The organism is Saccharopolyspora sp. NPDC002376, assembly GCF_053593195.1.
The window spans coordinates 1-25,541 of record NZ_JBSFBZ010000048.1 but is presented as its reverse complement, the minus strand read 5'-3'; the positions used below and the strand labels follow the sequence as shown (position 1 = coordinate 25,541).

At 69.5% G+C, this 25,541-nt stretch carries 27 protein-coding genes and 1 rRNA gene; 15 read left to right on the top strand and 13 right to left on the bottom strand.

What is annotated here, in order from left to right:
• Positions 1-120: 120 nt before the first annotated feature.
• Positions 121-2,943: a sensor domain-containing protein gene (locus ACWCO2_RS26985; protein ID WP_450130597.1), complete on the bottom strand. Its 2,823-nt coding sequence runs from the start codon at positions 2,941-2,943 to the stop codon at positions 121-123.
• 337 nt (positions 2,944-3,280) lie between these two features.
• Complete coding sequence (locus ACWCO2_RS26980; RefSeq protein WP_450130570.1) at positions 3,281-4,474, bottom strand: NAD(P)-dependent malic enzyme; 1,194 nt, start codon at positions 4,472-4,474, stop codon at positions 3,281-3,283.
• Between the two features lie 432 nt (positions 4,475-4,906).
• Here ACWCO2_RS26980 and ACWCO2_RS26975 point away from each other — a divergent pair, with 432 nt between their 5' ends.
• Positions 4,907-5,509: a dTDP-4-dehydrorhamnose 3,5-epimerase family protein gene (locus ACWCO2_RS26975; protein ID WP_450130569.1), complete on the top strand. Its 603-nt coding sequence runs from the start codon at positions 4,907-4,909 to the stop codon at positions 5,507-5,509.
• Between the two features lie 4 nt (positions 5,510-5,513).
• Here ACWCO2_RS26975 and ACWCO2_RS26970 read toward each other — a convergent pair whose 3' ends face one another.
• Positions 5,514-5,774: a S26 family signal peptidase gene (locus tag ACWCO2_RS26970; protein WP_450130568.1), complete on the bottom strand. Its 261-nt coding sequence runs from the start codon at positions 5,772-5,774 to the stop codon at positions 5,514-5,516.
• Positions 5,775-5,907: 133 nt separating this feature from the next.
• On the opposite strand from ACWCO2_RS26970, the gene sodN reads away from it, so the two are divergent.
• From sodN to ACWCO2_RS26945, 5 genes are all read left to right on the top strand, one after another.
• Positions 5,908-6,315 (top strand): superoxide dismutase, Ni, encoded by a 408-nt coding sequence (gene sodN, locus ACWCO2_RS26965; protein WP_270949062.1) that lies wholly within the window; start codon positions 5,908-5,910, stop codon positions 6,313-6,315.
• 251 nt (positions 6,316-6,566) lie between these two features.
• Positions 6,567-7,433, top strand: a complete 867-nt coding sequence (locus ACWCO2_RS26960) for an alpha/beta fold hydrolase (RefSeq protein WP_450130567.1) — start codon at positions 6,567-6,569, stop codon at positions 7,431-7,433.
• 473 nt (positions 7,434-7,906) lie between these two features.
• Positions 7,907-8,287, top strand: a complete 381-nt coding sequence (locus ACWCO2_RS26955; protein ID WP_450130566.1) for a DJ-1/PfpI family protein — start codon at positions 7,907-7,909, stop codon at positions 8,285-8,287.
• A gap of 18 nt (positions 8,288-8,305) precedes the next feature.
• A complete protein-coding gene (locus ACWCO2_RS26950) occupies positions 8,306-8,902 on the top strand; it encodes an acid phosphatase (RefSeq protein WP_450130565.1) in 597 nt (198 codons plus the stop codon).
• Positions 8,903-8,965: 63 nt separating this feature from the next.
• A complete protein-coding gene (locus ACWCO2_RS26945) occupies positions 8,966-9,433 on the top strand; it encodes an N-acetyltransferase family protein (protein ID WP_450130564.1) in 468 nt (155 codons plus the stop codon).
• 62 nt (positions 9,434-9,495) lie between these two features.
• Here ACWCO2_RS26945 and ACWCO2_RS26940 read toward each other — a convergent pair whose 3' ends face one another.
• Positions 9,496-9,927: a hypothetical protein gene (locus ACWCO2_RS26940; RefSeq protein ID WP_450130563.1), complete on the bottom strand. Its 432-nt coding sequence runs from the start codon at positions 9,925-9,927 to the stop codon at positions 9,496-9,498.
• Between the two features lie 413 nt (positions 9,928-10,340).
• Here ACWCO2_RS26940 and ACWCO2_RS26935 point away from each other — a divergent pair, with 413 nt between their 5' ends.
• Positions 10,341-11,267, top strand: a complete 927-nt coding sequence (locus ACWCO2_RS26935; RefSeq protein ID WP_450130562.1) for a diacylglycerol/lipid kinase family protein — start codon at positions 10,341-10,343, stop codon at positions 11,265-11,267.
• A 247-nt stretch (positions 11,268-11,514) separates the two neighbouring features.
• Complete coding sequence (locus ACWCO2_RS26930) at positions 11,515-11,769, top strand: WhiB family transcriptional regulator (RefSeq protein WP_093157940.1); 255 nt, start codon at positions 11,515-11,517, stop codon at positions 11,767-11,769.
• A 282-nt stretch (positions 11,770-12,051) separates the two neighbouring features.
• Here ACWCO2_RS26930 and ACWCO2_RS26925 read toward each other — a convergent pair whose 3' ends face one another.
• Positions 12,052-13,545 (bottom strand): histidine kinase N-terminal domain-containing protein, encoded by a 1,494-nt coding sequence (locus ACWCO2_RS26925; protein ID WP_450130561.1) that lies wholly within the window; start codon positions 13,543-13,545, stop codon positions 12,052-12,054.
• A 186-nt stretch (positions 13,546-13,731) separates the two neighbouring features.
• Between ACWCO2_RS26925 and ACWCO2_RS26920 the strand changes: the two genes are divergently transcribed.
• Positions 13,732-13,806 (top strand): 50S ribosomal protein bL37, encoded by a 75-nt coding sequence (locus ACWCO2_RS26920; protein WP_103908190.1) that lies wholly within the window; start codon positions 13,732-13,734, stop codon positions 13,804-13,806.
• A 76-nt stretch (positions 13,807-13,882) separates the two neighbouring features.
• On the opposite strand, the gene rsrA is transcribed toward ACWCO2_RS26920, so the two are convergent.
• Entirely contained in the window at positions 13,883-14,215 is a 333-nt protein-coding gene (gene rsrA, locus ACWCO2_RS26915; RefSeq protein WP_450130560.1) for a mycothiol system anti-sigma-R factor, read from the bottom strand.
• A complete protein-coding gene (locus ACWCO2_RS26910) occupies positions 14,212-14,859 on the bottom strand; it encodes a sigma-70 family RNA polymerase sigma factor (RefSeq protein ID WP_450130559.1) in 648 nt (215 codons plus the stop codon). Before ACWCO2_RS26910 ends, rsrA begins: the two co-directional genes overlap by 4 nt.
• A 226-nt stretch (positions 14,860-15,085) precedes the next feature.
• Here ACWCO2_RS26910 and ybaK point away from each other — a divergent pair, with 226 nt between their 5' ends.
• A complete protein-coding gene (gene ybaK, locus ACWCO2_RS26905; RefSeq protein ID WP_450130558.1) occupies positions 15,086-15,562 on the top strand; it encodes a Cys-tRNA(Pro) deacylase in 477 nt (158 codons plus the stop codon).
• A 298-nt stretch (positions 15,563-15,860) separates the two neighbouring features.
• On the opposite strand, the gene ACWCO2_RS26900 is transcribed toward ybaK, so the two are convergent.
• From ACWCO2_RS26900 to ACWCO2_RS26890, 3 genes are read right to left on the bottom strand one after another with little or no spacing between them, the layout of a single operon-like run.
• Positions 15,861-16,472, bottom strand: a complete 612-nt coding sequence (locus ACWCO2_RS26900; RefSeq protein ID WP_450130557.1) for an alpha/beta hydrolase family protein — start codon at positions 16,470-16,472, stop codon at positions 15,861-15,863.
• Positions 16,469-17,185 (bottom strand): SOS response-associated peptidase, encoded by a 717-nt coding sequence (locus ACWCO2_RS26895; RefSeq protein WP_450130556.1) that lies wholly within the window; start codon positions 17,183-17,185, stop codon positions 16,469-16,471. Before ACWCO2_RS26895 ends, ACWCO2_RS26900 begins: the two co-directional genes overlap by 4 nt.
• A 22-nt stretch (positions 17,186-17,207) precedes the next feature.
• Positions 17,208-17,972 (bottom strand): SOS response-associated peptidase, encoded by a 765-nt coding sequence (locus ACWCO2_RS26890; RefSeq protein WP_450130555.1) that lies wholly within the window; start codon positions 17,970-17,972, stop codon positions 17,208-17,210.
• A 176-nt stretch (positions 17,973-18,148) separates the two neighbouring features.
• Here ACWCO2_RS26890 and aroA point away from each other — a divergent pair, with 176 nt between their 5' ends.
• The 4 genes from aroA (at position 18,149) to ACWCO2_RS26870 (ending at position 22,400) form a co-directional block, all read left to right on the top strand.
• On the top strand, positions 18,149-19,417 hold the full coding sequence (gene aroA / locus ACWCO2_RS26885) for a 3-phosphoshikimate 1-carboxyvinyltransferase (protein ID WP_450130554.1): 1,269 nt from the start codon (positions 18,149-18,151) through the stop codon (positions 19,415-19,417).
• A 16-nt stretch (positions 19,418-19,433) separates the two neighbouring features.
• The gene (gene rsgA, locus ACWCO2_RS26880; protein WP_450130553.1) at positions 19,434-20,438 is read left to right on the top strand and encodes a ribosome small subunit-dependent GTPase A; all 1,005 of its coding nucleotides are present in this window, start codon (positions 19,434-19,436) and stop codon (positions 20,436-20,438) included.
• Positions 20,439-20,631: 193 nt separating this feature from the next.
• The gene (locus tag ACWCO2_RS26875) at positions 20,632-21,492 is read left to right on the top strand and encodes a hypothetical protein (RefSeq protein WP_450130552.1); all 861 of its coding nucleotides are present in this window, start codon (positions 20,632-20,634) and stop codon (positions 21,490-21,492) included.
• A 98-nt stretch (positions 21,493-21,590) separates the two neighbouring features.
• Positions 21,591-22,400, top strand: a complete 810-nt coding sequence (locus tag ACWCO2_RS26870) for a hypothetical protein (RefSeq protein WP_450130551.1) — start codon at positions 21,591-21,593, stop codon at positions 22,398-22,400.
• 52 nt (positions 22,401-22,452) lie between these two features.
• Here the strand turns inward: ACWCO2_RS26870 and ACWCO2_RS26865 are convergent, their stop codons facing one another.
• Both ACWCO2_RS26865 and ACWCO2_RS26860 read right to left on the bottom strand, forming a co-directional pair.
• Complete coding sequence (locus ACWCO2_RS26865; protein ID WP_450130550.1) at positions 22,453-22,956, bottom strand: DUF6912 family protein; 504 nt, start codon at positions 22,954-22,956, stop codon at positions 22,453-22,455.
• Between the two features lie 79 nt (positions 22,957-23,035).
• Positions 23,036-24,472: a WS/DGAT/MGAT family O-acyltransferase gene (locus tag ACWCO2_RS26860; protein WP_450130549.1), complete on the bottom strand. Its 1,437-nt coding sequence runs from the start codon at positions 24,470-24,472 to the stop codon at positions 23,036-23,038.
• 83 nt (positions 24,473-24,555) lie between these two features.
• Here ACWCO2_RS26860 and ACWCO2_RS26855 point away from each other — a divergent pair, with 83 nt between their 5' ends.
• A complete protein-coding gene (locus tag ACWCO2_RS26855; protein WP_450130548.1) occupies positions 24,556-25,317 on the top strand; it encodes a TrmH family RNA methyltransferase in 762 nt (253 codons plus the stop codon).
• 139 nt (positions 25,318-25,456) lie between these two features.
• On the opposite strand, the gene rrf is transcribed toward ACWCO2_RS26855, so the two are convergent.
• Positions 25,457-25,541: ribosomal RNA gene (rrf, locus tag ACWCO2_RS26850) — 5S ribosomal RNA — on the bottom strand; the annotation flags it as partial.

Genomic DNA, 25,541 nt, shown 5'->3' with positions numbered 1-25,541 from the left:
GCTGGTTCCGAGGATCCGCACGACACGGCGGATCCCTGCCCCGATCCTCGAACCAGCCACCCCGGCTCAGCGAGAGCCACCTGAAGATCACTGGCCTTCCGCGCCCTGGGAAGGAACGGATCAGGCGCCAGGGATGGGCATCGGGCCGCGGGCGATGAGGTCGCGGAACTTGCGGGCCGGGAGGGCGCCGGAGAACAGCCAGCCCTGGTAGGCGTCCACGCCGACGCCGGCGAGCACGTGGAACTGGGTGGCGGTCTCCACGCCTTCGGCCACGCATTGCCGGCCCATCGCTCGGGCCATGTCCACCACCGCGCGCGCCACCGCGAAGTCCGAGGCGTCGCCGCCGACTCCGGCGACGAACCGGCGGTCCACCTTGATGATCTGCGCGGGCAGGTCCTTGAGCCGCGCCAGCGACGAGTAGCCGGTGCCGAAGTCGTCCACCGCGAACCGCACGCCGCGCGCGACCAGCTCGGCCATCTCGTGGCGGGTCCGCGACGGCAGGTCCACCAAAGCGGTCTCCACCAGCTCCAGGATCACCCGGTTCCAGCAGATGCCGGTCTCGGCGACGATGTCGGCGACCGCGTCGACGAACTCCGGCCCGCCCGGCACCAGCCCGGCCAGGTTCACCGCCACACCCACCGGTCGCCCACCCTGCACCTGCCAGGTCGCCGCCTCCCGCAGCGCGGTCCGCAGCACCCATCGGTCCAGCTCACGCAGCAGGTCGCCCTGCTCCGCGATGGGCAGGAACGCGTCCGGCGCGAGCATCCCGCGGTCCGGGTGCGGCCAGCGCACCAGCGCCTCAGCAGTCACCACCGCGCCGTCGGCGTCGACGACCGGCTGGTAGTGCAGGGCCAAGCCGTCGCTGTTCAGCGCCTCCCGAAGCTGCCCCTCCAGGTGCAGCTGCCGGTCCGCCGACGCCATCAGCGCCGGGCTGGCCAGCGAGACCTTGCCGGCACCGCGGCCCTTGGCCTCGAACATCGCCGCATCAGCGAAGCGCAGCAGGTCCTCGCCACCGGAGGCGGCGCCGTCGGGCACCGCGGCACCGATCGACGCCGACACCCGGATCAGCTGGCCGTGCACCGGAACAGCAGTGCGCAGCAGGCTGGAAACCCTGGTGGCCAGCGAGTCGACCCCGCCGACTGCGTCGATGTCCGAGCAGATGATCACGAACTCGTCGCCGGACAACCGGGCCGTCGTGCACCCCTCGGGCAGCCCGCCCTCCAACCGGCGGGCCAACGCAACGAGCAGCTCGTCGCCGGCGTCGTGACCCAGTGAATCGTTTACCCGCTTGAAGTTGTCGATGTCGCAGAACAGCACCGCGACCCGGTCCGAATCGGCCCGGCCCAGCAGCTGGTGGAGCAGGTCCTTGACGGCGGTCCGGTTCGGCAGACCGGTGAGGTCGTCGTGGTTGGCCTGGTAGCGCAGGGCTTCGGCAGCGCGGCGCCGCTCGGTGATGTCCTGGAACACCACCAGCCAGAAATGGGTGCCGTCGTCCTGCACCGAGGCGGAGGTGCGCAGCTCGCAGTACACCGGTTCGCCGTCGGAGCGCACCAGAACCCGCTGCGGCACCCGACGGCGGATCCCGGAGTTCTCCGCCGGGGTGGGCAGGTTGGTGTTCTGCTCGTCGGGGTGGGTGATGTCCTTCGCAGACAGCCCGCGCAGCTGGTCGAGCTGGTAGCCGAGCAGGTCGCACAGCGCGTCGTTGGCGTCGACCAACCGCTCCGCCCGGTCGAACAGGCCGATGCCGACCGGAGTGATGCTCACCAGGTCGCTGAACCGCTGGCTGGAGCGCTCCATGCGGGTCACCACGGCCCGCTGCTCGGTGACGTCCTGCGCGGTGCCGACCAGCAGGTTGCGCCCGTCGGCGTCCTTGATCGCGGTGCCGTGCAGCCGCAGGATCCGGGTGGTGCCGTCGATGAGCAGGTAGCGGTGCTCGACCTCGATCGGGTCGTGCTCCTCGACCAACGGCTGCCAGGCCCGCTGCACCCGGCCGCGCTCGTCGGGGTGCACCCGGTCCAGGTAGCTGTCGAAGGTGATCGGCGTGCTGGCGGGCTTACCGATGATCTCGTGCAGCATGTTCGACAGCCGCATGACGTTGGACTGCGGGTCCCACTCCCAGGTGCCCAGCCGGGCGATCCGCTGCGCGTCCTGCAGCTTGCGCCGCTCATCGCGGAGCTGCCGCTCCAGCGCCCGGTGCTCGGTGACGTCCTGCACGGTGCCCTGCACCCGCTCGGCCCGACCCGCCCGGTTGTACTCGGTTCGCCCGGTGCACAGGTAGACGCGCTTGCCCGCGAGGTCGCGCAGCTCCACTTCCAGCAGTTCGTCCTCGGGGGCGGTGAGCACGTCGAGGTAGAACTGGCGGGCCCGTTCCCGGTCGTCGGGGTGGGTCCTCTCGATCATGGCCGGCGCGCCTTCGGCGTTTTGCGCGCCGGAATCGCCGAGGAACTCGCCGAGCACCGGGCTGCGGTAGAACTCGGCGGTCTCCGGGTAGAACACCCAGCTGCCGACCTTGGCGATGCGCTGCGCCTCGATCAACCACCGGCGCTCGTTGCCCTGCTCGGCCTGCACGTGCGCCGAGTCGCGCCCGCTCTCCGCCAGGTCCGAGACGTCGACCAGCACGGTGACCCGCAGCCGGTTGTCCTCGGCGTGCGGCCAGCTCAACGGGCGGACCGGGTACTCGCCGCTCCTGGCGCGCAGCAACGAGACCTGACCGTCGCGGGTCACCAGGTCCGCGAGCCGGCAGCCGATCAGCGCCGCGGGCGCGGTCTCGCCCGCCAGCTTCGCCGCCTGCTCGGTGGCCCGGACGACGATGCCGTCCGCGGTGCTGAGCAGCGCGGGCGCGTCCGGCAGCGGCAGCAGGGCGAACTCCTCGGAGCGGGCACCGGCAAGGCCGAGTCCGCCGGATCTCGTCCGGGCCCTCTCGCTCCGCTCGGTCAACAGCACCCCTCCCGCGTAGCAGCCGCGCGACCGCTGCCCCGGGTTGCACACCATCCCACTGATGAGTGATCTACAACACAACAGGTCGTGCGGCCGACAATACCGGTCGCCGCACCGGCGGTAACGCCATGGTGCCGTGCACAGGACCGGATTCCCTGGATAGGTGACTGTCGTCGCCCGACCTGATGACGCCAAGTGGCGAAAGTCCACAGTCGTTGACGCAACGGGGCCGGGGAGTCCGATCGACTCCCCGGCCCCGTCCAGCACAACTCCGGCCCGGCGCCGCCCGGTCCAGCCGCGGCAACGCCGACTCTTCGGCAGGCCGTCGTGCGCATCAGTGCGATCAGCCCCTGGCGACGCCTTCAGCCCGAGCCGCCTTGGCCACGGCGGCGCTGACCTCGGGTGCGACCCGCGGGTCCAGCGGGCTGGGCACGATGTAGTCCGCGCTGAGGTCGTCGGCGGCGACCGCGGCGATCGCCTCGGCGGCCGCAACCTTCATCCCGTCGGTGATCTTGCGGGCACCGACGTCCAGCGCGCCCTGGAAGATGCCGGGGAAGGCCAGCACGTTGTTGATCTGGTTCGGGAAGTCGCTGCGCCCGGTGGCCACCACGCTGGCGTACTTCTTCGCGACCTCGGGGTGGATCTCCGGGTCCGGGTTGGACAGCGCGAACACGATCGCCCCGTCGGCCATCGTGGCCACCAACTCCTCGGGCAGCTGCCCGACCGAAACGCCGATCACGACGTCGGCACCGTTGAGCGCCTCGGCCTGACCACCGGTGATCCCGCGCGGGTTGGTGAACTCCGCCAGCTCCTGCTTGATCGGGGTCAGACCCTCCCGGCCCGCGCTGATCACACCGCGCGAGTCGAGCACGATGATCTCGCCGACACCGGCGGTGTGCAGGATCTTCGCGCAGGCCACGCCGGCCGCACCGGCGCCGGAGATCACCACGCGCAGCGAGTCCAGCTCGCGACCGGTGACCCGGGCGGCGTTGCGCAGAGCGGCGAGCACGACCACGGCGGTGCCGTGCTGATCGTCATGCATGACCGGGCAGTCCAGCGCCTCGGAGACCCGGCGCTCCAGCTCGAAGCAGCGCGGCGCGGAGATGTCCTCGAGGTTGACCGCACCGAACGACGGACGCAGCCGGACCAGGGTCTCGACGATCTCGTCGACGTCGGTGGTGTCCAGCACCAGCGGGATCGAGTCGAGCCCGGCGAAGGTCTTGAACAGGGCGGACTTGCCCTCCATGACCGGCAGCGAAGCTCGCGGGCCGATGTCGCCCAGCCCGAGCACCGCGGTGCCGTCGCTGACCACGGCCACCAACCGCTGCGTCCAGGTGTAGCGGTCGACCAGCGACGGGTCGCTGGCGATGGCCCGGCTGACCTGCGCCACGCCCGGCGTGTAGGCGATCGAGAGGTCGCGCGCGCTGCTCAGCGGCGCGGTCACCTCGACCCCCAGCTTGCCGCCTTCGTGCGCGGCGAAAATTTCTTCGTTGGTCAATTCAGCACCGTTCGCGGTGCGGTCGTTAACGGCGGTCACGGCGTCCCTCCTGTAGCCATGCCTTCGGCCCGGGCACGTACCGGGCCGGGCGAATGGGTGACGCGAAGTCACCCGGGTAACACCACCGCACCGGGCGTTCCAGTCAGGTGGTGCGTGAATGAACCGAACACAGCTACCCCGGTCGGATAGCGGCTCGGCGGACGCTGCGGTTCGAACAGTGTGCCAGGCCTCCAGATCAATGTCAGCGACCGAGATCACACAAGCCCACCAGCATCTTCAACAAAATGTCAACGAATTCTCGCAGTACGGACGTCCTATTTCGATTCGAAAAGGTCCGTACGTACGTACGGTTTTCATAATTTGCGGAGGCCAGAACGAACTAGGGTTTTTTCGCGGCCTTTTGCAGTACGCGCGTCCTATTAACCCCGCCCCTCCGAACCGTCCCCTATCCCGACCCATAGGCTTTCGGACGTGCAGGCACGTCGACTTGAGAACACGGGCGCGTTCGAGTTCACCCCGAAGTCCTTCCCGGACCAGCGCGGCCTCTTCGTCGCACCGTTCCAGGAGGCGGCGTTCACCGAAGCCGTCGGACACCCGCTGCGGGTCGGGCAGACCAACCACAGCGTGTCCGCGCGCAACGTCATCCGCGGTGTGCACTTCTCCGACGTGCCGCCCAGCCAGGCCAAGTACGTGTACTGCCCGCAGGGCGCGCTGCTCGACGTGGTGGTCGACATCCGGGTCGGCTCGCCCACCTTCGGCCGCTGGGACGCGGTCCGGCTGGACTCCACCGAATACCGCGCCCTCTACGTGCCGGAAGGCCTCGGGCACGCCTTCATCGCGCTCACCGACAACACGGTGATGAACTACCTCTGCTCCACCCCGTACAACCCGGGCGCCGAGCACGGCATCAACCCGCTCGACCCGGAACTCGCGCTCCCCTGGGACGAGCTGGACGGCGAACCGGTCCTGTCCGAGAAGGACCGCACCTCCCCCACCCTCGCCGAGGCCGCCGAGCAGGGCCTGCTTCCGGACTACGAAACCTGCCTCGCCCACTACGAAACCCTGCGAGCCTGACAGCTCAACGCAGGCGCCCCGGGTTCGGCCACAGTCGCCAGCGGACGACACCGAGGACTTCGGCCGGGCCGAGTTCCCGCGAATCCGTCGAGCCGAAGCTGTTGTCGCCCTCGACGTGCCAACCGCCGTCCTCGCGGCGCACCGCGCGCTTGATCGACAGCTGTCCCGGCCGCTGCGCCCACCGGACCAGGACGACGTCGCTCGGGCGGGCGCGACCGCGCAACCGCAGCAGCACGACATCGCGGTCTCGCAGCGTGGGAACCATGGACGGACCCCGCACCAGCAAGCGCCGCCACGGCCACCGCCCGAGCGATCTCACAGCCCACCTCCAGTAGGACGTCGAGGATCTTCCAGAGTAGGGTCGGCCCTGTCGGAGCACTCACTGTCAGGGAGGAAAAATGCGACTGCTGTCGCGCATCCTCAGCCCCCGCCTCGAGGCCACCGCGCACTGCGACCTTCCGTGCGGCGTGTACGACCCGGCCCAGGCGCGCATCGAGGCTGAGTCCGTCAAGGCGGTCCAGGAGAAGTACCAGGCCAATGAGGACCCGGAGTTCCGCACTCGGGCGATTCTGATCGCCGAGCAGCGCTCCGAGTTGGTCAAGCACCACCTGTGGGTGCTGTGGACCGACTACTTCAAGCCGCCGCACTTCGAGAAGTACCCGCAGCTGCACGAGCTGGTCAACAAGGCCACCAAGGCAGCCGGTGCCGCCGGCACCAAGGGTTCGATGGACCCGCAGAAGGGCCAGGAACTGCTGGACCACATCGCGGAGATCGAGAAGATCTTCTGGGAGACCAAGCAGGGCTGAGGCCACAGGCTTCATCAAGACGCCGACCAGCGAAAACATCCTTTCGTTGGTCGGCGTCTTTTTCGTCTTTCGGCCTGCTTCCACGGCCTGACGACGGCCTGGCACCAACACACCGGCAGCCCGCTCTCCCGCAGAATCCCTTGGGTGGGCCTTCGCCACCCTCTTCGTCGCCGGGTGCACCGGCCTCGTCGGCAAGACCAGCTGAACGCACCACCGGGCCCCAGGCGATGGGACGTCCATAATCGACTGTCGTGGACGTTCTCGAACCGATTCACCTTGGGCAGCACCGGCTTTCCGATGGGCGAAACCTCGCCTGGGCCGAGTGGGGGCCGCGGGACGGGCTGCCCGTGCTGCTCTGTCCAGGCGCGGCGACGAGCCGTCATCTCGGCTTCGGCACCGGCGTAGTCGATGCGCTCGGCATCCGGTTGATCTCGGTCGACCGGCCCGGGCTCGGCGCCTCCGATCCGGCGCCGGGCCGCACGCTGAACAGCTTCGCCGAGGACATCGCCGAGCTGCGCCGGGCGGTTCTGGGCTCGGCCGAGCTCGCCGTCGTCGGGTACTCGGCGGGCGGGCCGTTCGCGCTGGCCTGCGCGGCGGCCGGGGTGGCAGTGCGGGCCGCGGTCGTCGCGGGCGCCGACGAGTTCGCGTCCTTCGACAGCGGCCTGTCGGACGACCTGCGGAGCATGGTCGAGCTGGTGGCGGCGGACCCGGCCGCCGCCGAGCAGTCCTTCGCCGAGTTCGGCAGCGCCGATTCGCTGTGGCAGCTGATCACCCGGTTCAGCCCGGAGGTCGACCTGGCCGTCTACCGGGCGCCGGGGTTCGAACCGGTCTTCCGGCAGGCGATGGCCGAGGGCTTCGCCCAGGGCCCGGCCGGGTACGCCCGCGACACCGTCCTGGCCATGAGCCGCTGGCCGTTCGCCGTCGCGGACATCCGCACGCCCGTGGACCTCTGGTACGGGCGGCTGGACACCAGCCCCAGCCACTCCCCCGACTACGGCGCCACGCTGGCCGAACGCCTCCCGGACGCGCACCACCACCTGATCGCGGATGCGGGCGGCTCTCTGCTGTGGACGCACGCCGAGGCGATCCTGCGCCGGTTGGCGGGCGCCGACCGCTGAACCGGTCGGCGCCCGGAGCTCAGCGGCCCAGGAACCGCTCCGCCGAGGCGTCGACGTCGGCCATCACCGCAGGTCACCGGGCACTGTCGAGATCGTTCGCACCAGCTGGTGCGAACCGGCGTCACCGACCAGCTCGGCGCCTACCCGGGCCCCGGAACTGTCCACATTGCACAGTTCGATGCTCCGGCAGGAACCCGCCCTGACCACCACCGAGCCCCGCGGCAACCTGCCCTCCGCGTTCTCGCCGCTGATCGGCCGCGCCAGGCGGAGCGGGGCGATCCGGCCGGAAGATCACCCCCGAGGCGTACCACGGCTTCGTGATCGGCCTCTCGGCTTCGATCTCCGCCGGTACCGACTGGCGGCTCGCGGCGGACGTGCTGCTCGCCGGAGTCGCGGCCGGCTGAACCACCTGTCCTGATCGGTGGGGCGCTTGTCCTTGAGGACATTGCACCGGAGCGGCCAAGCTTGGTGGTGTGCGCAGGAACCGAGTGATCATCGTGGTTCACGACGACATCCAGCTGTTGGACGTCGCGGGGCCGCTGGCCAAGGCCGGCATCCTCACCGGCCGACCGGCGACCACGCACTGGGCGGTCCGCGACGAGCTGGCCGAGCTCGGAGCGCAGGCCAGCACTGATCGCGTGGTGGTGGACGGCGACGTGATCACCGGGGCCGGAGTGTCGGCGGGCATCGACATGGCGCTGCTGCTGGCGGCACGGCTTTGGGGCGAGGACACGGCGAAGCTGATCCAGCTCGCCCTGGAGTACGACCCGCAACCGCCGTTCGACGCGGGCTCGCCCGAGAAGGCCGGGCCGGAGCTGGTGGCGGCCGTTCGTGGAGGGGTGCTTCCCGAGTAGCGCGGTTACGCTCGGGCCGTGGCACAGGACGAGCACCACGTTTACCTCCTCCGACACGGCACCACCCAGTGGTCCCAGACCGGCCAGCACACCAGCCGCTCCGACATCCCGCTCACGGTCGAAGGCGAACTGCGTGCTCGCCAAGCCGGGCAGACCCTGTCCGCGCTGCGCCCGCCCGGACCCGTCACCGTGCTCGCGAGCCCGCGCCAGCGCGCGCAGCGCACGGCGGTGCTGGCTGGTCTGGACGACATCGTCACCGAACCGCTGCTCGCGGAATGGGACTACGGCGACTACGAAGGCCTGACCACTCCCCAGATCCGCGAGCAGGTCCCGGACTGGACGGTCTGGACGCACCCCTGCCCGGGCGGCGAGACCGCAGCGCAGGTCACGGCGCGCGCTGACGACGTGCTGGCCCGCATCACCGACGCCGCGTCCGATGTGGTGCTGGTCGGGCACGGCCACTTCAGCCGCTGCCTGATCGCCCGCTGGCTCGGGCTGCCCGCCACCGAAGGCGCGCGCTTCGCCCTGGACCCGGCCGGGATCACCGTGCTGGGCTGGGAGCGCGACGTGCCGCAGATCGTGCGCGCCAACATCCCGCCCTGGCAGCAGGGCTGATACTCCACCGGCCGGCCGGCGCCGAATATGCTGCTCCGGTAGGCAGAACCCGTGGAGGTACCGATGATCCGCCGTGCGACCGAAGCCGACGTCCCCGCCATGGTCGAGCTGGTGCACGAACTCGCGCTGTACGAGAAGGCGCCCGAGAAGTGCCACCTGACCGAGCAGCAGCTGCGCGAGGCGGTGTTCGGCCCGAACCCGGCGCTGTTCGGGCACGTGGCCGAAGTGGACGGTGCGGTCGTCGGGCTCGCCCTGTGGTTCCTGAACTTCTCCACCTGGGAGGGCGTGCACGGCGTCCACCTGGAGGACCTGTTCGTGCGTCCCCAGCAGCGCGGCAGCGGTCTGGGCAAGGCCCTGCTGCAGACGCTGGCGAAGGAGTGCGTCGACCGCGGCTACGCGCGGCTGGAGTGGCAGGTCCTGGACTGGAACGAACCGGCGATCAACTTCTACAAGGCCGCCGGTGCGATCCCGATGGAGGAGTGGACGACCTTCCGCCTGACCGGCAACGCGCTGAGCGCCTTCAGCGCCTGAGAACCGCAGTCAAAGCCTGTCCTTGTCGCACCGCTACGCAGAAACGAGTTCGGAGACAGGTTTCAGTCCTCGCGGTCCGCGTCGGGGGCGGCATTGCCGTAGTAGGACCACTGCCGCCCCTCGCGGTTGAACATGAAGTACAGGACGGCGATCGCCGGCACCGCGAGCACCGTGCCGATCACTGGCTGCCCGGACGGCCCGAACGCGTACCAGGCGGTGCCCAGGAGCATCAGCTGCAGCAGCAGCGCCGGGGTCCGCGCCCAGTGCTTGCCCTTGAGCATGCCGATGCCCGCCGCGAGCACGCCCGCCGACAGCAGGGCGTAATACCCGGCCTCGGCGAAGGTCTGGCCGCGGTCGAACTCCCCGACCCCGCCGATGTCGGTGGCGGTGCTGCGGATCAGCAGCGCGGCGACGAAGATCAGCCCCGCCACGGCCTGCAGCGTGGTCAGGAGGCCGGCGATGCGCACGGTGCGCGGGACAACTTCGGTCAACACAGTCGCTGTTGCCCTTCCGGAAAGCCGAATTCGGTGACTCTGCGTATGCCCTTCCGATGGTAATACCGCCCGAACGTCGCATGGCTGCGACCACGGTCACCGCGCGATGATCGACTCATGGCTGCCACGGCGATCGCGGATATCGGGGTGTCCGCTGCGTCGTCCGTGCGCCCGACCGGCTCGAGTGGACGACGAACGGATGCGCTCCGGGGTTGCGCATCCGGGATCCACCGGGTCCCGGCGGAGGTCAGCGGCACGGCGCACCCGCTCCTGGTGCTTCAGCCGACCCGCCCCGCCCGCGTCGGGCATCGCGGCCGATCCCACTGCCGATCGCGGCGGAAGGGGGCCCTGCTGGAGAGCTGAACCGCTGGACGGTGCACGGACGCCCGGAGGCCTTCCCCTAGGCTGCGGGTGTGCGCGCCGTACTCGTCGTTAACCCGCAGGCGACGTCCACCACTGCGGCCGGCCGGGATGTTCTCGCCCACGCGCTGGCCAGCGAGCTGAAGCTGGACGTCGTCGAAACGCAGTACCGGGGTCACGCCGCCGACGCCGCCCGCGCGGCCGTCCAGGACGGCGCGGACCTGGTGATCGCGCACGGTGGCGACGGCACGGTGAACGAAGTGGTCAACGGCATGTTCGCGGCAGGCGAGGTCGGTGACCGCGAGATGCCGACGTTGGGCGTGGTGCCCGGCGGTTCGGCCAACGTGTTCGCCCGCGCCTTGGGGCTGCCCAGGGATCCGGTCGAGGCCACGCACCGCCTGCTGTGCGCGGTCGCGGAGCGCAGCTCCCGATGGGTCGGGCTGGGCCGCGCCGATGAGCGCTGGTTCACTTTCAACGCAGGTGTGGGCTGGGACGCAGAAGTCGTCGCCGAAGTGGAGCGGCTGCGCTCGAACGGCCGAAACGTCACGCCCGCGCTTTATGCCCGCACCGCGCTCGCCTGCTACTTCCGAATGGCTCGCCAGGAGCCGCAGATCGGATTGCAGATCGGCGACGAATCGCAGGTCAGCGGGTTGCACAGCGTGTTCGTCTCGAACACCGACCCGTGGACCTACCTGGGGTCCCGACCGGTCCGGATGAGCCCGGAGACCAGCTTCGACACCGGTCTGGGCGTCTTCGCGCTGCAGAACATGCGTGCTTACCCTGTGTTACGACATGTAGCGGAAATGCTACGCGGTAGAGCGAAACCACACGCAAGAAACTCAATTGAGCGTGCAGACGTGGGCCATCTTTGCGTAACCTGTACGGAGCCGTTGCGCTTGCAGGTCGATGGTGACTGCCTGGGTGAACGTTCGGAGATCGAGTTCTTCTCAGTTCCGGAAGCTCTCCGCGTCTCCGTATAACCTTCACGTAACGGATGGACGTCGTTGCCGACTCGCGACCCCCGTCTGCGACCGGCGGCACACTGAAACCCCTGGTCAAGCTCTATAGATCTTTCAGGTGAGTTCCCTCACCACGCGAGATCGAACTCTTGACATCGCGGCAGTTCGTGAAAGTATTCACAAGCACACGGACTCCGTGAAAGCATTCACAAACACCCCGAACGTACGAGCGGCGCGCGTTGGCGCGCCTAGCGAGGAGCAAGGAACGATGGACTGGCGCCACGATGCGGTTTGCCGTGACGAGGACCCGGAGCTGTTCTTCCCCGTCGGGAACAGCGGTCCTGCCGTGCTGCAGATCGCCGAGGCGAAGGCCGTTTGCCGCCGTTGTCCGGTCGCCTCCGAGTGCCTGGCTTGGGCACTGGAGAGCGGGCAGGACGCTGGCGTCTGGGGCGGTATGAGCGAGGATGAGCGACGTGCCCTCAAGCGGCGCAACGCTCGCACCCGGGCCCGCACCAACGCCTGAGTAGCGAAGCTCGCTGAAGACGCAGCGGGTCGATCGCACCCCCGGTGATCGACCCGGCGTCTTCGCCCCGGTCGCAAAGAACGGCCATCGCACCGAAAAACCCACACACCCCGACGAGACCCGGCTGATCCGCGTCGACGTCGGAACCGGAAGAACCGCTCAGCTCACAGCTCGTTCGAGCCGGCGGATCCGGACTCCGACGAGATCGGCCGCGATGCGACACCCAACCGTTGCATCACCAGGATCGACGCACCGCGCGGCGCCCAACCCACCGGGCAGACGTCAGCGCCGGTACTTCAGCGGAACTCGCAACACCGCCTCAGTACCCCGCTGCCGCCCGCGACCGCGCAAGCTCAACGACCCTCGGAGCTCGGATTCCACGAGGGTCCGCACGATCTGCAGGCCGAGGCGTTCGGCGCGTTCGAGGGAGAATCCCTTCGGAAGGCCCTGACCGTCATCCGAGATGACGACGTCCAGCCAACGCGCCGAACGCTCCGCCTGCACCACGACTTCGCCGCCCTGCCCTTCCGGGAAGGCGTGCTCGAAAGCATTCTGTACCAGCTCGGTGAGCACCATCACGAGCGGGGTCGCCAACTCGGCGGACACCACCCCGAACCGACCTTCGCGACGCACCTTCACGCCGGTCTCGGCCGCGGCGACGTCGCTCATCATCGGGATCACGCGGTCCACCACGTCGTCCAGGTCGACCCGCTCGTCCACCGACATCGACAACGTCTCGTGCACCAGCGCGATCGACGTCACCCGCCGCACCGACTCGTCCAGCGCGAGGCGCGCCTCGTTGTTCCCGGTCCGCCGCGACTGCAGCCGCAACAGCGCGGCCACCGTCTGCAGGTTGTTCTTGACCCGGTGGTGGATCTCGCGGATCGTCGCGTCCTTGGACATCAGCGCGCGATCCCGCCGCTTGACCTCCGTGACGTCGCGGACCAGCACCAGCGCACCAGCCTGCTGCCCGCGCGGGCGCAGCGGTAGCGCCCGGAACAGCACCGTCGCACCGCGCGCCTCGGCTTCGATGCGCATGCTGGGCTGACCGCCCATCGCGCGCCGCACCCGCTGAGCCACCTCGTCGGCGTCGAACGGATCGTTGAGCAGCGACCGGGTCAGCGGCGCGAGCTGCGCGCCGACGAGGTCCGCGGCGTGGCCCATCCGGTGGTAGGCCGACAGCGCGTTCGGGCTGGCGAACACGACGGTGCCGGAGCTGTCGAGGCGGATGAGTCCGTCGCCGACCCGCGGGCTGGTGTGCACGTCGGGCGCCGGCTCCGGCGTGGGGAAGGTGCCGTCGGCGACCATCTGGCACAGGTCGGCAGCACTGCCCAGGTAGGAGATCTCCAGCGGGCTCGGCACCCGCGGCACCGCGAGGTTGGTGTCTCGGCTGAGCACCGCCACGACTTCGTCGCCCAGCCGGACCGGGATCGTCTCGCGGCGCACCGGCACTCCGAGGTGCCAGCGCGGATCCTCCTCACGGCAGATCCGGCCTTCCCCGGCCGCGCGCCGCAGCTGCGGGTGCTCATCCTGCGTGACCTCGGTGCCCACCACGTCCTCCGGATGGGCGGTGGGGGCCGTCGTCGGCCGGGCCTGGGCCACGCACAGGAAGCGGGCTTCCGGATCTTCCTGCGGGCCGATCGGCACCCACAGCAGGAAGTCGGCGAAGGACAGGTCCGAGAGCAGCTGCCACTCGGCGACCACGAGCTGCAGGTGGTCGGCCGCGGTACCGGACAGCCCGGTGTGCTCGGCGAGCAGGTCACTCAGCGTGGACAAGATCAGCCCCTCTCCTCACCGCGGCCCGGTAGACCCCGTGTTTAGGAAACCACGACCGGAACCACCCGCCAGCGGCAGGTGGTGGGCATGTCAAACTGAATGCTCGAAACCCCAGCGGAGACCGGGTCGGCCTCGACGCCAGACAGGTCACCGGACTGGTCGGACAGCAGAGCTCGAGGAGGCGCCATGGGCAAGCGGGCCCGCAAGAAGAAGGACCGTAAGAAGAACAAGGCCAACCACGGCAAGCGCCCCAACTCGTGAGCGTCGGCGGCATCCGCCGTCGAACACGCGAATGGCCCCGGACCAGACTGGTCCGGGGCCATTCGACGTTCTGGGGTCATTCAATTGAGGTCCGCTTGGTTCGCACCTCTACCGTGGTTCCGTCGGGACCTCGCTCGATGGTCACCTCGGCCTTGCTCAGAACGGCTTCCCGTATTGAGCTCCGGAGTCGTTCCTTCAACTCCGTCGGCGCGTGCTCACCGCTGCACTTGCGGTGCAGCAGGGCCTTGATGTGCTCCTCGATGCCGAAGTGCTCCAGGCAGCTCCCGCAACCGTCGAGATGCTCCTGCACCGCAGCGCGTCGCTGCTGGTCGCACTCGTTGTCCAGGAACAGCCACACCTCGGCGAGCACGTCCTCGCAGGAGGCTTCGTCGGACTCGCCGCAGTTCATGAAGTGCTCACCTCCCGCTGGGTCTCCCGCAAGAAACCGCGATCGCGGGCGACGTCGGTGAGCATCTCACGCAGCTGCCTGCGACCACGGTGCAACCTCGACATGACGGTGCCGATGGGTGTGCCCATGATCTCGGCGATCTCCTTGTACGCAAAGCCTTCCACGTCCGCGAGGTAGACCACCATGCGGAACTCCTCGGCCAGCTGCTGCAGCGCGGCCTTCACGTCGGTGTCCGGCAACAGGTCCAGCGCCTCGACCTCGGCCGAGCGCAACCCGCTGGAGGTGTGGTTCTCCGCCTGCGCGAGCTGCCAGTCGGCGATCTCATCGGTCGGCTGCTGCTGCGGCTGGCGCTGCCGCTTGCGGTAGCCGTTGATGTAGGTGTTGGTGAGGATGCGGTACAGCCAGGCCTTCAGGTTCGTGCCCTGGGTGAACGACTTGAACGCGGAGAACGCCTTGAGGTAGGTCTCCTGGACCAGGTCCTCGGCATCCGGGGCGTTTCGCGTCATGCGCAGAGCCGCACCGTAGAGCTGGTCCAGCAGCGGCATCGCGTCCTGCTCGAAACGCGCGGCGCGCTGCTCGTCGGTCTCCTCGGTGCGGTCGGAGTCGCGCCCAGTCACGTCCGGGTGCTCTGGGGTGCTTGGCACCAGGCTCCTTTCCCGCCGCCTGGATGGAGTGACAGCAGGCGACGAACCCATGCGCTCGTTCGCATGGTCCAGGTTCGAGGATACGCGCGCCCTACTGCGACTACCTGTCGGTGACGGCCGTCCGCACTCAGGGCGCTCCAGCACGCAGGTGTTCGTCGAATCCATGGTCACGCCCGGTCCAACGGACTGCCGCAACCTGTTATTCCGGCCTTCTAGAGTGACGCGCATGGCAGGTAAGGGCACTCCCGCTACGGCGCTGTTGGCCAAGCGCAAGGTTCCGCACGAGGTGCACGCGTACGAGCACGATCCGCGCGCCGATTCCTACGGGTTGGAGGCCGCCGAGGCGCTCGGTCAGGCTCCGGAGCGAGTCTTCAAGACGCTGGTCGCGGAGGTGGACGGCAAGCTCGCTGTCGGCGTAGTGCCGGTCACCGGGCAGCTCGACCTCAAGAAGCTCGCGGCCGCGGTGGGCGGGAAGAAGGCCAAGATGGCCGAGGTGGCGGCGGCCGAGCGCGCCACCGGTTACGTCGCGGGCGGCATCTCACCGCTCGGTCAGAAGAAGCGGCTGCCGGTCGTGATCGATTCCTCCGCTGCCGGCTTCGGCACGATCTGCTGCAGCGCCGGGAGGCGCGGCCTGGAGATCGAACTCGCCGCTGCGGATCTCGTCGAACTGCTCGACGCGGTGCTCGCCGACATCTCCGCTTGATCAGCGCGCGGGGGAGTGGCCCGACGGACGATGACGAACCACTCCCCCGACGCTGGTGCCACTGCCGCGCAACAGTCGCACCGGGGAACCGAACGGGCTTGGGGGATGACGCCCAGTCCGGGAGGTGTGGGAGTCCGCTGCGAACCGGATCGCGGTCGGGGGCGCCGAACTCTCCGCATGATCGTCCGAAGTTGACGCGAACGGAGCAACGCCGCCGATTTCAAATGATGATTGTCGCAGGTCAGAGCCCTGTGTGATCACCCGTTCGGGGAAATGGCACCTCTCGAACGGGCTACGACTAGTCGATCAGACGGAGTACCCGGCCCAGCCATTCCTGGGCAGCGCGGTGGACCGCGTCGACGTCCGCCTTCAGCGAGTGGTCGCCGGGCACCAGGACGACCTCGCGGTTGTGCGACGGTTCGGGCTGCCCGAAGGCGTCCCGCTCCCCCTGCACCACCAACACCGGCGCTTCGACACCGTCGAGCTCCGGCATCCGGGACTTCTCCGGCTTGCCCGGCGGGTGCACCGGGAATGCCAGGCACAGCACCGCCGAAGCCGCACCGGCCTCCGCGGTCCGGCACGCCACCCGCGCGCCTGAAGACCGGCCGCCGAAGAGCAGCGGGAGATCGGCGAACCAGCGCTCACCGAGGTCCTCGGCCACCGCGAGCCACGCCGCGTCCAACTGCTTGGCCGGGGCCGGGGCCCGTCGACCGGCCACCCGGTACGGCTGCTCGACGAGCGCCACGTGCACGCCGGATTCGGTGGCCGCGCGGGTCACCGCCACCAGGTCGGGCGCGGCGATGCCGCCACCCGCGCCGTGCCCGAGCAGCAGCGCGGCGCGCCCCTCCTCGGCGCAGTGCAGCTCGGCCCGAGCCGGGCCGTGCGGAGTTTCGACCTCGACGCTGGTCATGACTCGAACAGCGCTGCCTGCTCGGCCGGTTCGGGCACCGGCTCGGTCTGCCGCAGCAGATCCGGGTGGTTGTTGCGCATGCTGTTCACCTCGGTGGAGACGGGGTGGAGCACCAGATCGTCGAGCATCCCCTCTGCGGGGGTCAACAGCTCGCTGATCTCACTCCGCTGCGGGTCGAGCCAGTCCGCCCACCGGTCCTGCGGCAGCACCAGCGGCATCCGGTGGTGCACGTCTGCCAGCTCCCCAAGCGCGTCGGTGGTTACCACCGCGCAGGTCACCAGCGGTCGGTCGGTCGAATCCGGCGCCCACCAGGCGGAGAACACTGCGGCCATCGCCAGGCTCGCCCCGTCGCTGCGTCGGCACAGGAACGGCTGCCGCCGCCGGTCACCCGGCTTCCACTCGTACCAACCCGTCGCAGGCATCAGGCAGCGGCGGCGCCGCGCGGACTCGGCGTAGGCGGGTTTGGTGGTGATCGACTCGGCGCGGGCGTTGATCATCGGCGGCCCGCTGTTGATGTCCTTCGCCCAGGTCGGCACCAAACCCCACCGCACCGGGCGGATGCTGCGCTCGGCACCGCGCTGGACGACGATCGGCACCGTCTTCGTCGGCGTCACGTTGAAGTCCGCGAGCACCTCACCGCCGGTGCGATCAGCCGCCGCGAACTGCTCGGCCAACGCCGCCGGATCGTGCTCGACGGCGTACCGACCACACATCAGAACTCCACCCCACGTCGACTCACTTCAGCCCGGGGTCCAAACCTACCGCCTGCGGTTGCGGCTCGAGCGGCACGCGTTCGACCAGCTCGGCACCGTTGTTGCGGACGCTGTTGACCGCGGTGGACACCGGGCGCAGCTCCAGCCCGGCCACCAGTTCCTCCGACGGGGGCGCGAGCAGATCGGAGACGTCCGGCTGGTCCGGGTCGAGCCAGTGCTCCCAAGCGCTGGACGGCAGCAGCAGCGGCATCCGGTCGTGCACTTCGGACAACTGCCCGATCGCGCCGGTGGTCAGCACCGAGCAGGTCACCAGCGGTTCGGCGTCCTCGACCTGCGGATCCCGCCAGGTCGCGAAGATGCCGGCCATCGCCAGGCTGGAGCCGTCCGGGGAGGTCATGAAGAACGGTTGCTTGCGGTCGCCTTCGCGCTTCCACTCGTACCAACCGTCGGCCGGCACCAAGCACCGGTAGCGCTTGATCGAGGTGCGGAAGGCGGGTTTGGTCGTCACGGTCTCGGACTTGGCGTTGATCATCCGGCTGCCGATGGACTTGTCCTTGGCCCACATCGGCACCAGACCCCAGCGCATCACGCGGACGCTGCGCTCGGTCCGCTCGAGGTCCTTCTCCCCGGCCTCGTCCTGCGTGTGCCGCTGCACCACGGTCAGCACCCGCTTGGTCGGCGCGACGTTGAAGTCCGCGCCGGGGGCCGCACCACCGGTGCTGTCCAGGGCGGCGAACTCGGCCGCGAGCTTGCCCGGATCCTTCGTGGAGGCATACCTGCCGCACATGCCCGGTCGAACCTCCGTACCTCGCAGTGGTGTGGTCGACCCCATCCTGGCAGTCCGGATCGTCGCAGGCGAGCGGCACGAACAGGTCTCCGCGGCGAGATGCCACTCCAGCAACTCGAGGCGCCAACGCGCCCCCGGCGCTGAATTCGCCGGGCGAGGTGGGGGATCATTGGCCCATGACCCAGCTCTGGCCTGCTCCTACCGCCTCCGGCGCGGTGCGCGCGACCGTCCCGGTGCCCGGTTCGAAGTCGATTACCAACCGGGCCCTGGTCCTCGCCGCGCTCGCCGACGGCCCGTCGACGCTGCGAGCTCCGCTGCGCAGCCGGGACACCGAGCTGATGGCCAGCGCGCTGCGCGCACTCGGCGTCGAGGTGCTGGACGGGCCGGACAGCTCGTGGCAGATCACCCCCGCCGCGCTGCGCGGACCGGCCGAGGTCGACTGCGGCCTGGCGGGCACGGTCATGCGATTCGTGCCACCGATCGCCGCGCTCGCCTCCGGTCAGATCACCTTCGATGGCGACCCGCACGCCCGCAAGCGCCCGCTCGGCACGGTGCTGGACGCGCTGCGCTCGCTCGGCGCCGACATCGACGGCGATGCCCTGCCGTTCCAGATGCGGGGCACCGGGAAGCTGCCCGGCGGATCGGTGACCATCGACGCTTCCGCGTCCTCGCAGTTCGTCTCTGGGCTGCTGCTGTCGGCACCGCGGTTCGAGCAGGGCGTGGTGGTCCGGCACTCCGGCGAGCCGGTGCCATCGCTGCCGCACATCGAGATGACGGTGTCGATGCTGCGCGCCGCCGGGGTCGAGGTCGACGACCAAGAAGCCGACACCTGGCGAGTGGCCCCAGGCCCGATCCGCGCGCTCGACCTGGACATCGAGCCGGACCTGTCCAACGCCACCCCGTTCCTCGCCGCCGCGGCCGCCACCGGCGGAACCGTCACCGTCCCCGGCTGGCCGACCCGGACCACGCAGGCCGGCGACGCGATCCGCGACATCCTCGCTGAGATGGGCGCGCAGGTGCAGCTCACCGGCGACGGCCTGACCGTCACCGGCCCCGCCGAGCTCAACGCGGTCGACCTCGACCTGCACGACGTCGGCGAGCTCACCCCCACCGTGGCCGCGCTCGCCGCGCTCGCGACCGGGCGCTCCCAGCTGCGCGGGGTCGCGCACCTGCGCGGGCACGAGACCGACCGGCTCGCCGCGCTGCAGACCGAGCTGACCAAGCTGGGCGGCGCGGTCGAGCAGACCGAGGACGGCCTGATCATCGAGCCCCGGCCGATGCACGGCGGGGACTGGCACTCCTACGCCGACCACCGGATGGCCACCGCCGGTGCGATCCTCGGCTTGAAGGTCCCCGGAGTGCTGGTCGAGGACATCGCCACCACCGGCAAGACCATCCCCGACTTCCCCGGGATGTGGGCGGAAATGCTCGGAGAGTCGGTGTGAGCCCGGAGGCGGTCTGATGAGCAAGCGAGGCTGGAGCCACCTCGACGAGTCCGACGTGCGGGTGCGTCCCGGCAAGGGCAGCCGACCGCGCAGCAAGCAGCGCCCGAAGCACGCCGACGCCGAGTCCGCGATGGTCGTCGCCGTCGACCGCGGCCGCTGGACCTGCGCACTGGACGGCCGACCGGACCGGATCGTCACCGCCATGCGCGCCCGCGAGCTCGGCCGCACTCCGGTAGTGGTCGGCGACCTGGTGGACCTGGTCGGTGACACCTCCGGCAAGCCCGACACGCTGGCCCGGATCGTGCGCGTCGCTGACCGGACCAGCGTGCTGCGCCGCACCGCCGACGACACCGACCCCTACGAGCGGGTCGTGGTTGCCAACGCCGAACAGCTGATCATCGTCACCGCGCTCGCCGATCCGCCGCCGCGACCCGGGTTCATCGACCGCTGCCTGGTCGCGGCCTACGCGGGCGGTCTCGCACCGGTGCTGTGCCTGACCAAGTCCGACCTTGCCGAACCCGGCGAGTGGATCAGCACCTACCGCTCGCTGGACATGCCGATCGCGATCACCAGCCTCGACGCGGAACCCGAGCAGCTGCGCGAACTCCTCGTCGGCCGGGTGTCCGCACTGGTCGGGCATTCCGGGGTCGGCAAGTCCACTCTGGTCAACCGGCTGGTGCCGAGCGCCGACCGGGCGACCGGTGAGGTCAGCGGCGTCGGCAAGGGACGGCACACTTCGACCTCCGCGGTCGCCCTGGCGCTGCCCGAGCAGGGCTGGGTGGTCGACACCCCGGGCATCCGCTCGTTCGGCCTGGCGCACGTGACCGCCGACGATGTGATCGCGGCCTTCGAGGGATTCTCCGAAGCGGCGGAGGAATGCCCGCCGAACTGCGGACATCTGGGCGGTTCCGACGACCCGGACTGCCACCTGGACACCTTCGCGGCCGACGGCGGCGGTGCGGAACAGCTCACCTCGCTGCGCCGCTTGCTGCGTTCTCGAGCAGGGCTCGACGACGCCTGACCGCGGAAAACGCAAATCTCAGCCCGCATCCCCCCGTTCGGGACGCGATCGTCCCCTGTGGCATGACGACTTCGTTGTTAGCGTGGTTCGCGGTCGACGTGAGCGAAGGATGTTTTCGCAGCTCACGCATGCCGTCGCGCGGTTTTCCGCCGCGCGAGCCGAAGAGCCGTCAACGGCCCGAGGAGCGCGCCCGATGTCCCGAGCCCGCACCAGGACCGCGGTGATTTCCGCTGGTCTCACCCTGATCGCAGCACTCGGCGGATGCGCCGGCGAACCACCGGTCCCGACGAACGCCATCGCCGCCAACCCGGACCCCCGTCCCACCGCCGAAGCCATGTTGTCCCAGGTCATCAACAGAATCGACGCACGCGGCAGCACGCACAGCCAGGTGCGCGGAAGCCTCGGCGTGGTCGGCGACCTCACCGCCGACGGCATCGTGCGCTACCGCGGCCAACAGACCGATCTCGCGCTCAACGGCCAAACCCGCGGCACCCGCAACCAACCACCGCAGCGCATCGATCTGTCCATCGTGGACGGAATTGGCTACCTGCAAACCCCGCTGGCCCGACCCGCGCCGGACAAGCCGTGGCTGCGCATCTCCCCCGGTGCGGGCGATTTCAGCTCCAAGCTGCTCAGCCCCGTCCTGGACCAGGTGCAGGAGGCCGTCGACCCGCGCGCCACGTTCAGCGGAGTCGAGAAGGCCACCCGCATCCAGAGCAGCGCGCCCGACCAGGTCGACGGCAAGCCCACCATCCGCTACCAGCTGCGCATCGTCACCGCGCAAGCCGCCGACACCGCCACCGACCCGCAGCAGCGAACCCGGTTCCAGAAGGCCGCCGACGCCGGTGAGCCCGAACTCGAATACCAGCTGTGGCTGGACGAATCCGGCCTGCCCGCGCAGTTCGCCGCCACCGGTCAGGTCGCCCAGGCCGGCCAGGTGTCGCTGACCTCGACCTACCGGGACTGGGGCGCTGCCACCGAAATTCACGTCCCCCCGGCCGAAAAGGTCGGTGTGTTCCAGGACGTCCCGCCGCAGGTGCAACGACCGAGGTGACAGGACATACCCAACAATTTCCACCGAAAGTGCGATCGGCCGGCTCGATGCGCTGTTACGTTCGCCGTATTGCATTCTTCGCGCAGAAAGGACGTTTCGTGCGTCGCATTGCCACCGCCTTGTCCGCTGTCGCTCTGGCAGCCTCCCTCGGGGCCTGCAGCCAGGGTGGGTCGCCGTCCGGCTCGAACAACGCCGACGAGACCAACTCCGGCCCGTCGATCACGGACGTCTCGTCCCTGGTCAACGTGGCGAAGACCACCATGGACGAAAAGAAGACGGTCACCGTCTCCTTCGAGGGAACCGGTCCGATCGCCGAGCTGTACGAGAACATGAAGTGCCAGGTCGACGTCGAGAAGGCCGCGATGGGCTGCGGCGGCGGCGAGATCGAGATGACGATCAACGGCGACGGCATCTTCATGAAGAGCCCGGATATAGCCCAGCTCGCCGGTGACCCGAGCAAGCAGTGGGTCAAGATGCCCGCGACTGAGGAAATGACCCAGCAGTTCGGCGAGCTGGGCAAGATCAGCGACCTCGAGGCCATGCTGCCGCCCGGCTCCAGCATCCAGTCGAGCGCTGAGGAGCAGGTCGAGGGCCAGGACGCGACCCGCTACGACGTCGTGACCGACCTCAAGAAGGCCGCCGAGGAGGCCCCGGAGGCCCAGAAGGCGGGCTTCAAGGTCCTGCTGGACTCCGGCGTCAACGAGATCAAGCAGACCGTCTGGGTCGACGCCGACAAGCTGCCGCTGAAGGTCACCGTGATCAGCCCGGCGATGAAGATCCAGGGTCAGGACATCCCGGAGACGACGCTGACCATGCACTACGCGGACTGGGGCAAGCCGGTGGAGATCACCACGCCGCCCGCCGACCAGGTGCAGGACATGCCGAGCACCCCGGGTCTGCCTGGCTGACGCCCGCTGACGTCCGCCGGGCGGTCCAGCATCGCCCGGCGGACTCACCCCGCTACATCAACTCCAGCAAGAACGGCACTTCCTGCGGCGCGTACCAGGCCAGTTCGTGGTCCTCCGCGTCGCCCAGCGCGAACTCCGCATCCGGATCGCCGAGATCGGCGGCGTCGATCACCGCCGCCGCCGCGCGCACCGCGTCTTCAGCCTCCGTCGCGTCCACGTGCACTGCGGCGATCTGCTTCCACTGCACCGGCCCGGACACCTTCACCACCGCGTGGTCCAGATCCGGGCGCAGCGTCACGTCATCGACGTCGGCGGAGATCACCACCCGCCGCAGTTCCGGCTTCTCATCAGCGCTCGGCTCACCGGCGATCAGCCGCAGCGACGCCCGCGACGCCTCCCGCATCGCCGCGTACTCGAGCTCTTCGGTGTCGCCGCTGGCGTAGGACTCCCGCAGCGCAGGCGTCAGCGCGAACGCGGTCCCGCCCAACGGCTGCAACTGCTTGTCGGCCACCAGTTGCCGAAGCATCGGCAGCGTGGCGGGCAGGTAAACCCTCATGCCTCGACCATCCCCATCTTCTCCTCCACTGCATCAGCTCCAGCTGGAACGCGACCACGACCGGCGGGCGGGGAAACCCTCACGCCTCGACCGTGCCGATCATCTCGTCCACCGCTTCCCCGATCATCGCCGCCAGCACGTCCACATCGGGCATCGCATCCCGATCGGCGTTCAACCCGAAGTACACGCCGCCGTCGTAGGAGGTCACCCCCACCGACAGCGACTGGTTCTTGGCCAGCGGCACCACCGGGAACATCTCCATCATCCTCGCCTCCGCCGCGTACAGCGGCACCTGCGGTCCGGGAACGTTGGTCACCAGGACGTTGAACAACCGGTCCGAGAACTGGTTGGCCACCCGCGCGCCCAGCGCGTGCAGCGTCGGCGGCGCGAACCCCGACACCTTGACCAGCGCCCCGGCTGCCACCGACTGCCCGGACTCCGCGTGCGCCCGCATGGCATGGCTGACCTGGTGCAACCGCACCGTCGGATTGCCCTCGCCGACCGGCAAGTCGACCAGGTACGCCGAGACCTTGTTGCCCACCGAACCGACCGGCAGGCTGCTGGTCTCCGGATAGGTCGCCCGCGCCTCGGCGTCGTCGGAGCGGACCGACACCGGGACCATCGCGCGAACCGTGGTCGACGGCGCGACCACCTCACCACGAGACAGCAACCAGTTCCGCAGCGCCCCGGTGACCACCGCCAGCACCACGTCGTTGACCGTGCTGCCATGCGCCCGGCGAACCGCTCGCAAGTCCTCGAGCTTCGCCCGCGCGACGGCGAACCGGCGTTGTGCGGAGGTCGGCGCGTTCAACGGCCCGCTGGGCGCCGGGACCACCGCGGTGCGCAGCGCTGAAGCAACACCGCCCAACGCGCGGGAGACCTTCTGCACCGTGGCAGTCACGTCCACCATCGCCGCGCGGACGTTCTCGACCACCTCGCCCGGTCGCTGCACGGCGTCGGTCATCGCCTCCACCACCAACTCGGCCAAGCCCGGCTCCGGGCGCGGCATCCACAGCTCGTCGACGTCCGGGACCTGCCGATTCCGCTCCACGTCGAAGATCACCTGACCGATGTCGAGCGCACCGATGCCGTCCACCATCGCCTGGTGGGTCTTGGTGATCACCGCGACCCGGTTCTTCGACAGGCCTTCCACCAGGTACACCTCCCACAGCGGGCGGGTGTGGTCGAGCTTGCGCGACATCAACCTGGCGGCCAGGTCGTACAACTGCGTGTCGCTGCCCGGTTTGGGCAACGCTGAGCGGCGGACGTGGTAGGTGAGGTCGAAGTCCTGGTCATCCACCCACACCGGCCGCGCGAGCTTCCCCGGCAGCTGCATGACCCGCTGCCGGTAGCGCGGCACGAACCCCAGCCGGCGGTCGATCAGCGACAGCACCCGGTCGTAGTCGAATCCGCTGCGGGGGCGCCGGAACACCGCAACACCGCCGACGTGCATCGGCGTGGTGTAGTCCTCGAGGTAGAGGAAGGACGCGTCTACTGCAGAGAGACGATCGGACATGTCCGCGATCCTGGCACACACACGCCCGGTACCGAGGGGTTCCAGTGGCCCGCCGCCCACAACCGCATGTGACACTTGGTCACGTGACCAGCGAAGTTTCCCCGAAAGACCGATTCGTCACCGTCTACGGCCGCAAGCCCGTGCTGGAGGCGCTGACCGACCACGACCTCCGCGTCGACAAGGTGGTCCTGGCCGAGGGCCTGCGGGGACCGATCATCGAGGAGATCAAGGAAGCGGCCGCCGACCGAGCGGTCCGCGTCCACCGGGCGAGCGCTCACCGGGTCAAGGTGCTGGCCGGCAACGGCCGCCACGACCAGGGCGTGCTGGCCGACGTGGTGGCCCGCAAGATGCGTCCGCTCACCGACGCCCTCGAAGACCCAGCAACCGCGCCGGGCAAGATCCTGCTGCTGGACGGCCTGACCACGCCGGCCAACGTCGGCATGATCCTGCGCACCGCGACGGCCGCCGGGATCGACGGCATCGTGGTGCCGCACCGAGGAGTCGCCAGCCTCGACCCGCTGGTCATCAAGGCCTCGGCCGGCGTCGCGTTCCACGCCCCGGTGCTGCGGACCCGCACTGCTGGTGAGGCCGCGGAGATGCTCAGCGACGCGGGATACCCGCTGTACGCGCTAGAAGCGGACGCCACCGACACCATCTACGGCACCGAGTTCGGTTCCCGCGCGGTGTTCGTGCTGGGCAGCGAGACCGCGGGTCTGTCCGAAGAGGTGCAGTCCCGGATCACCCAGCCGCTGGCCATCCCGATGGCGGGCGGCGTGGAGTCGCTCAACGTCGCCAGCGCTGCCTCGGTGCTCTGCTTCGAACTCCTCCGCCGCAACCTCTCCTGAGGCGAATATCCACGCTGTTGTGCGGGGAACCCACCACCTGGGTTCCCCGCACAACAGCGATCAGAAAAGTTCTGGGAATAACAGAAGGCCTCTCCTTCCCAGCGCATAGCCGGAAAGGAGAGGCCTCCTGTGAATAGTGTGTCGGCGGTGTCTTACTCTCCCACACCCTGTCGAGTGCAGTACCATCAGCGCTGGGGAGCTTAGCTACCGGGTTCGGAATGGGA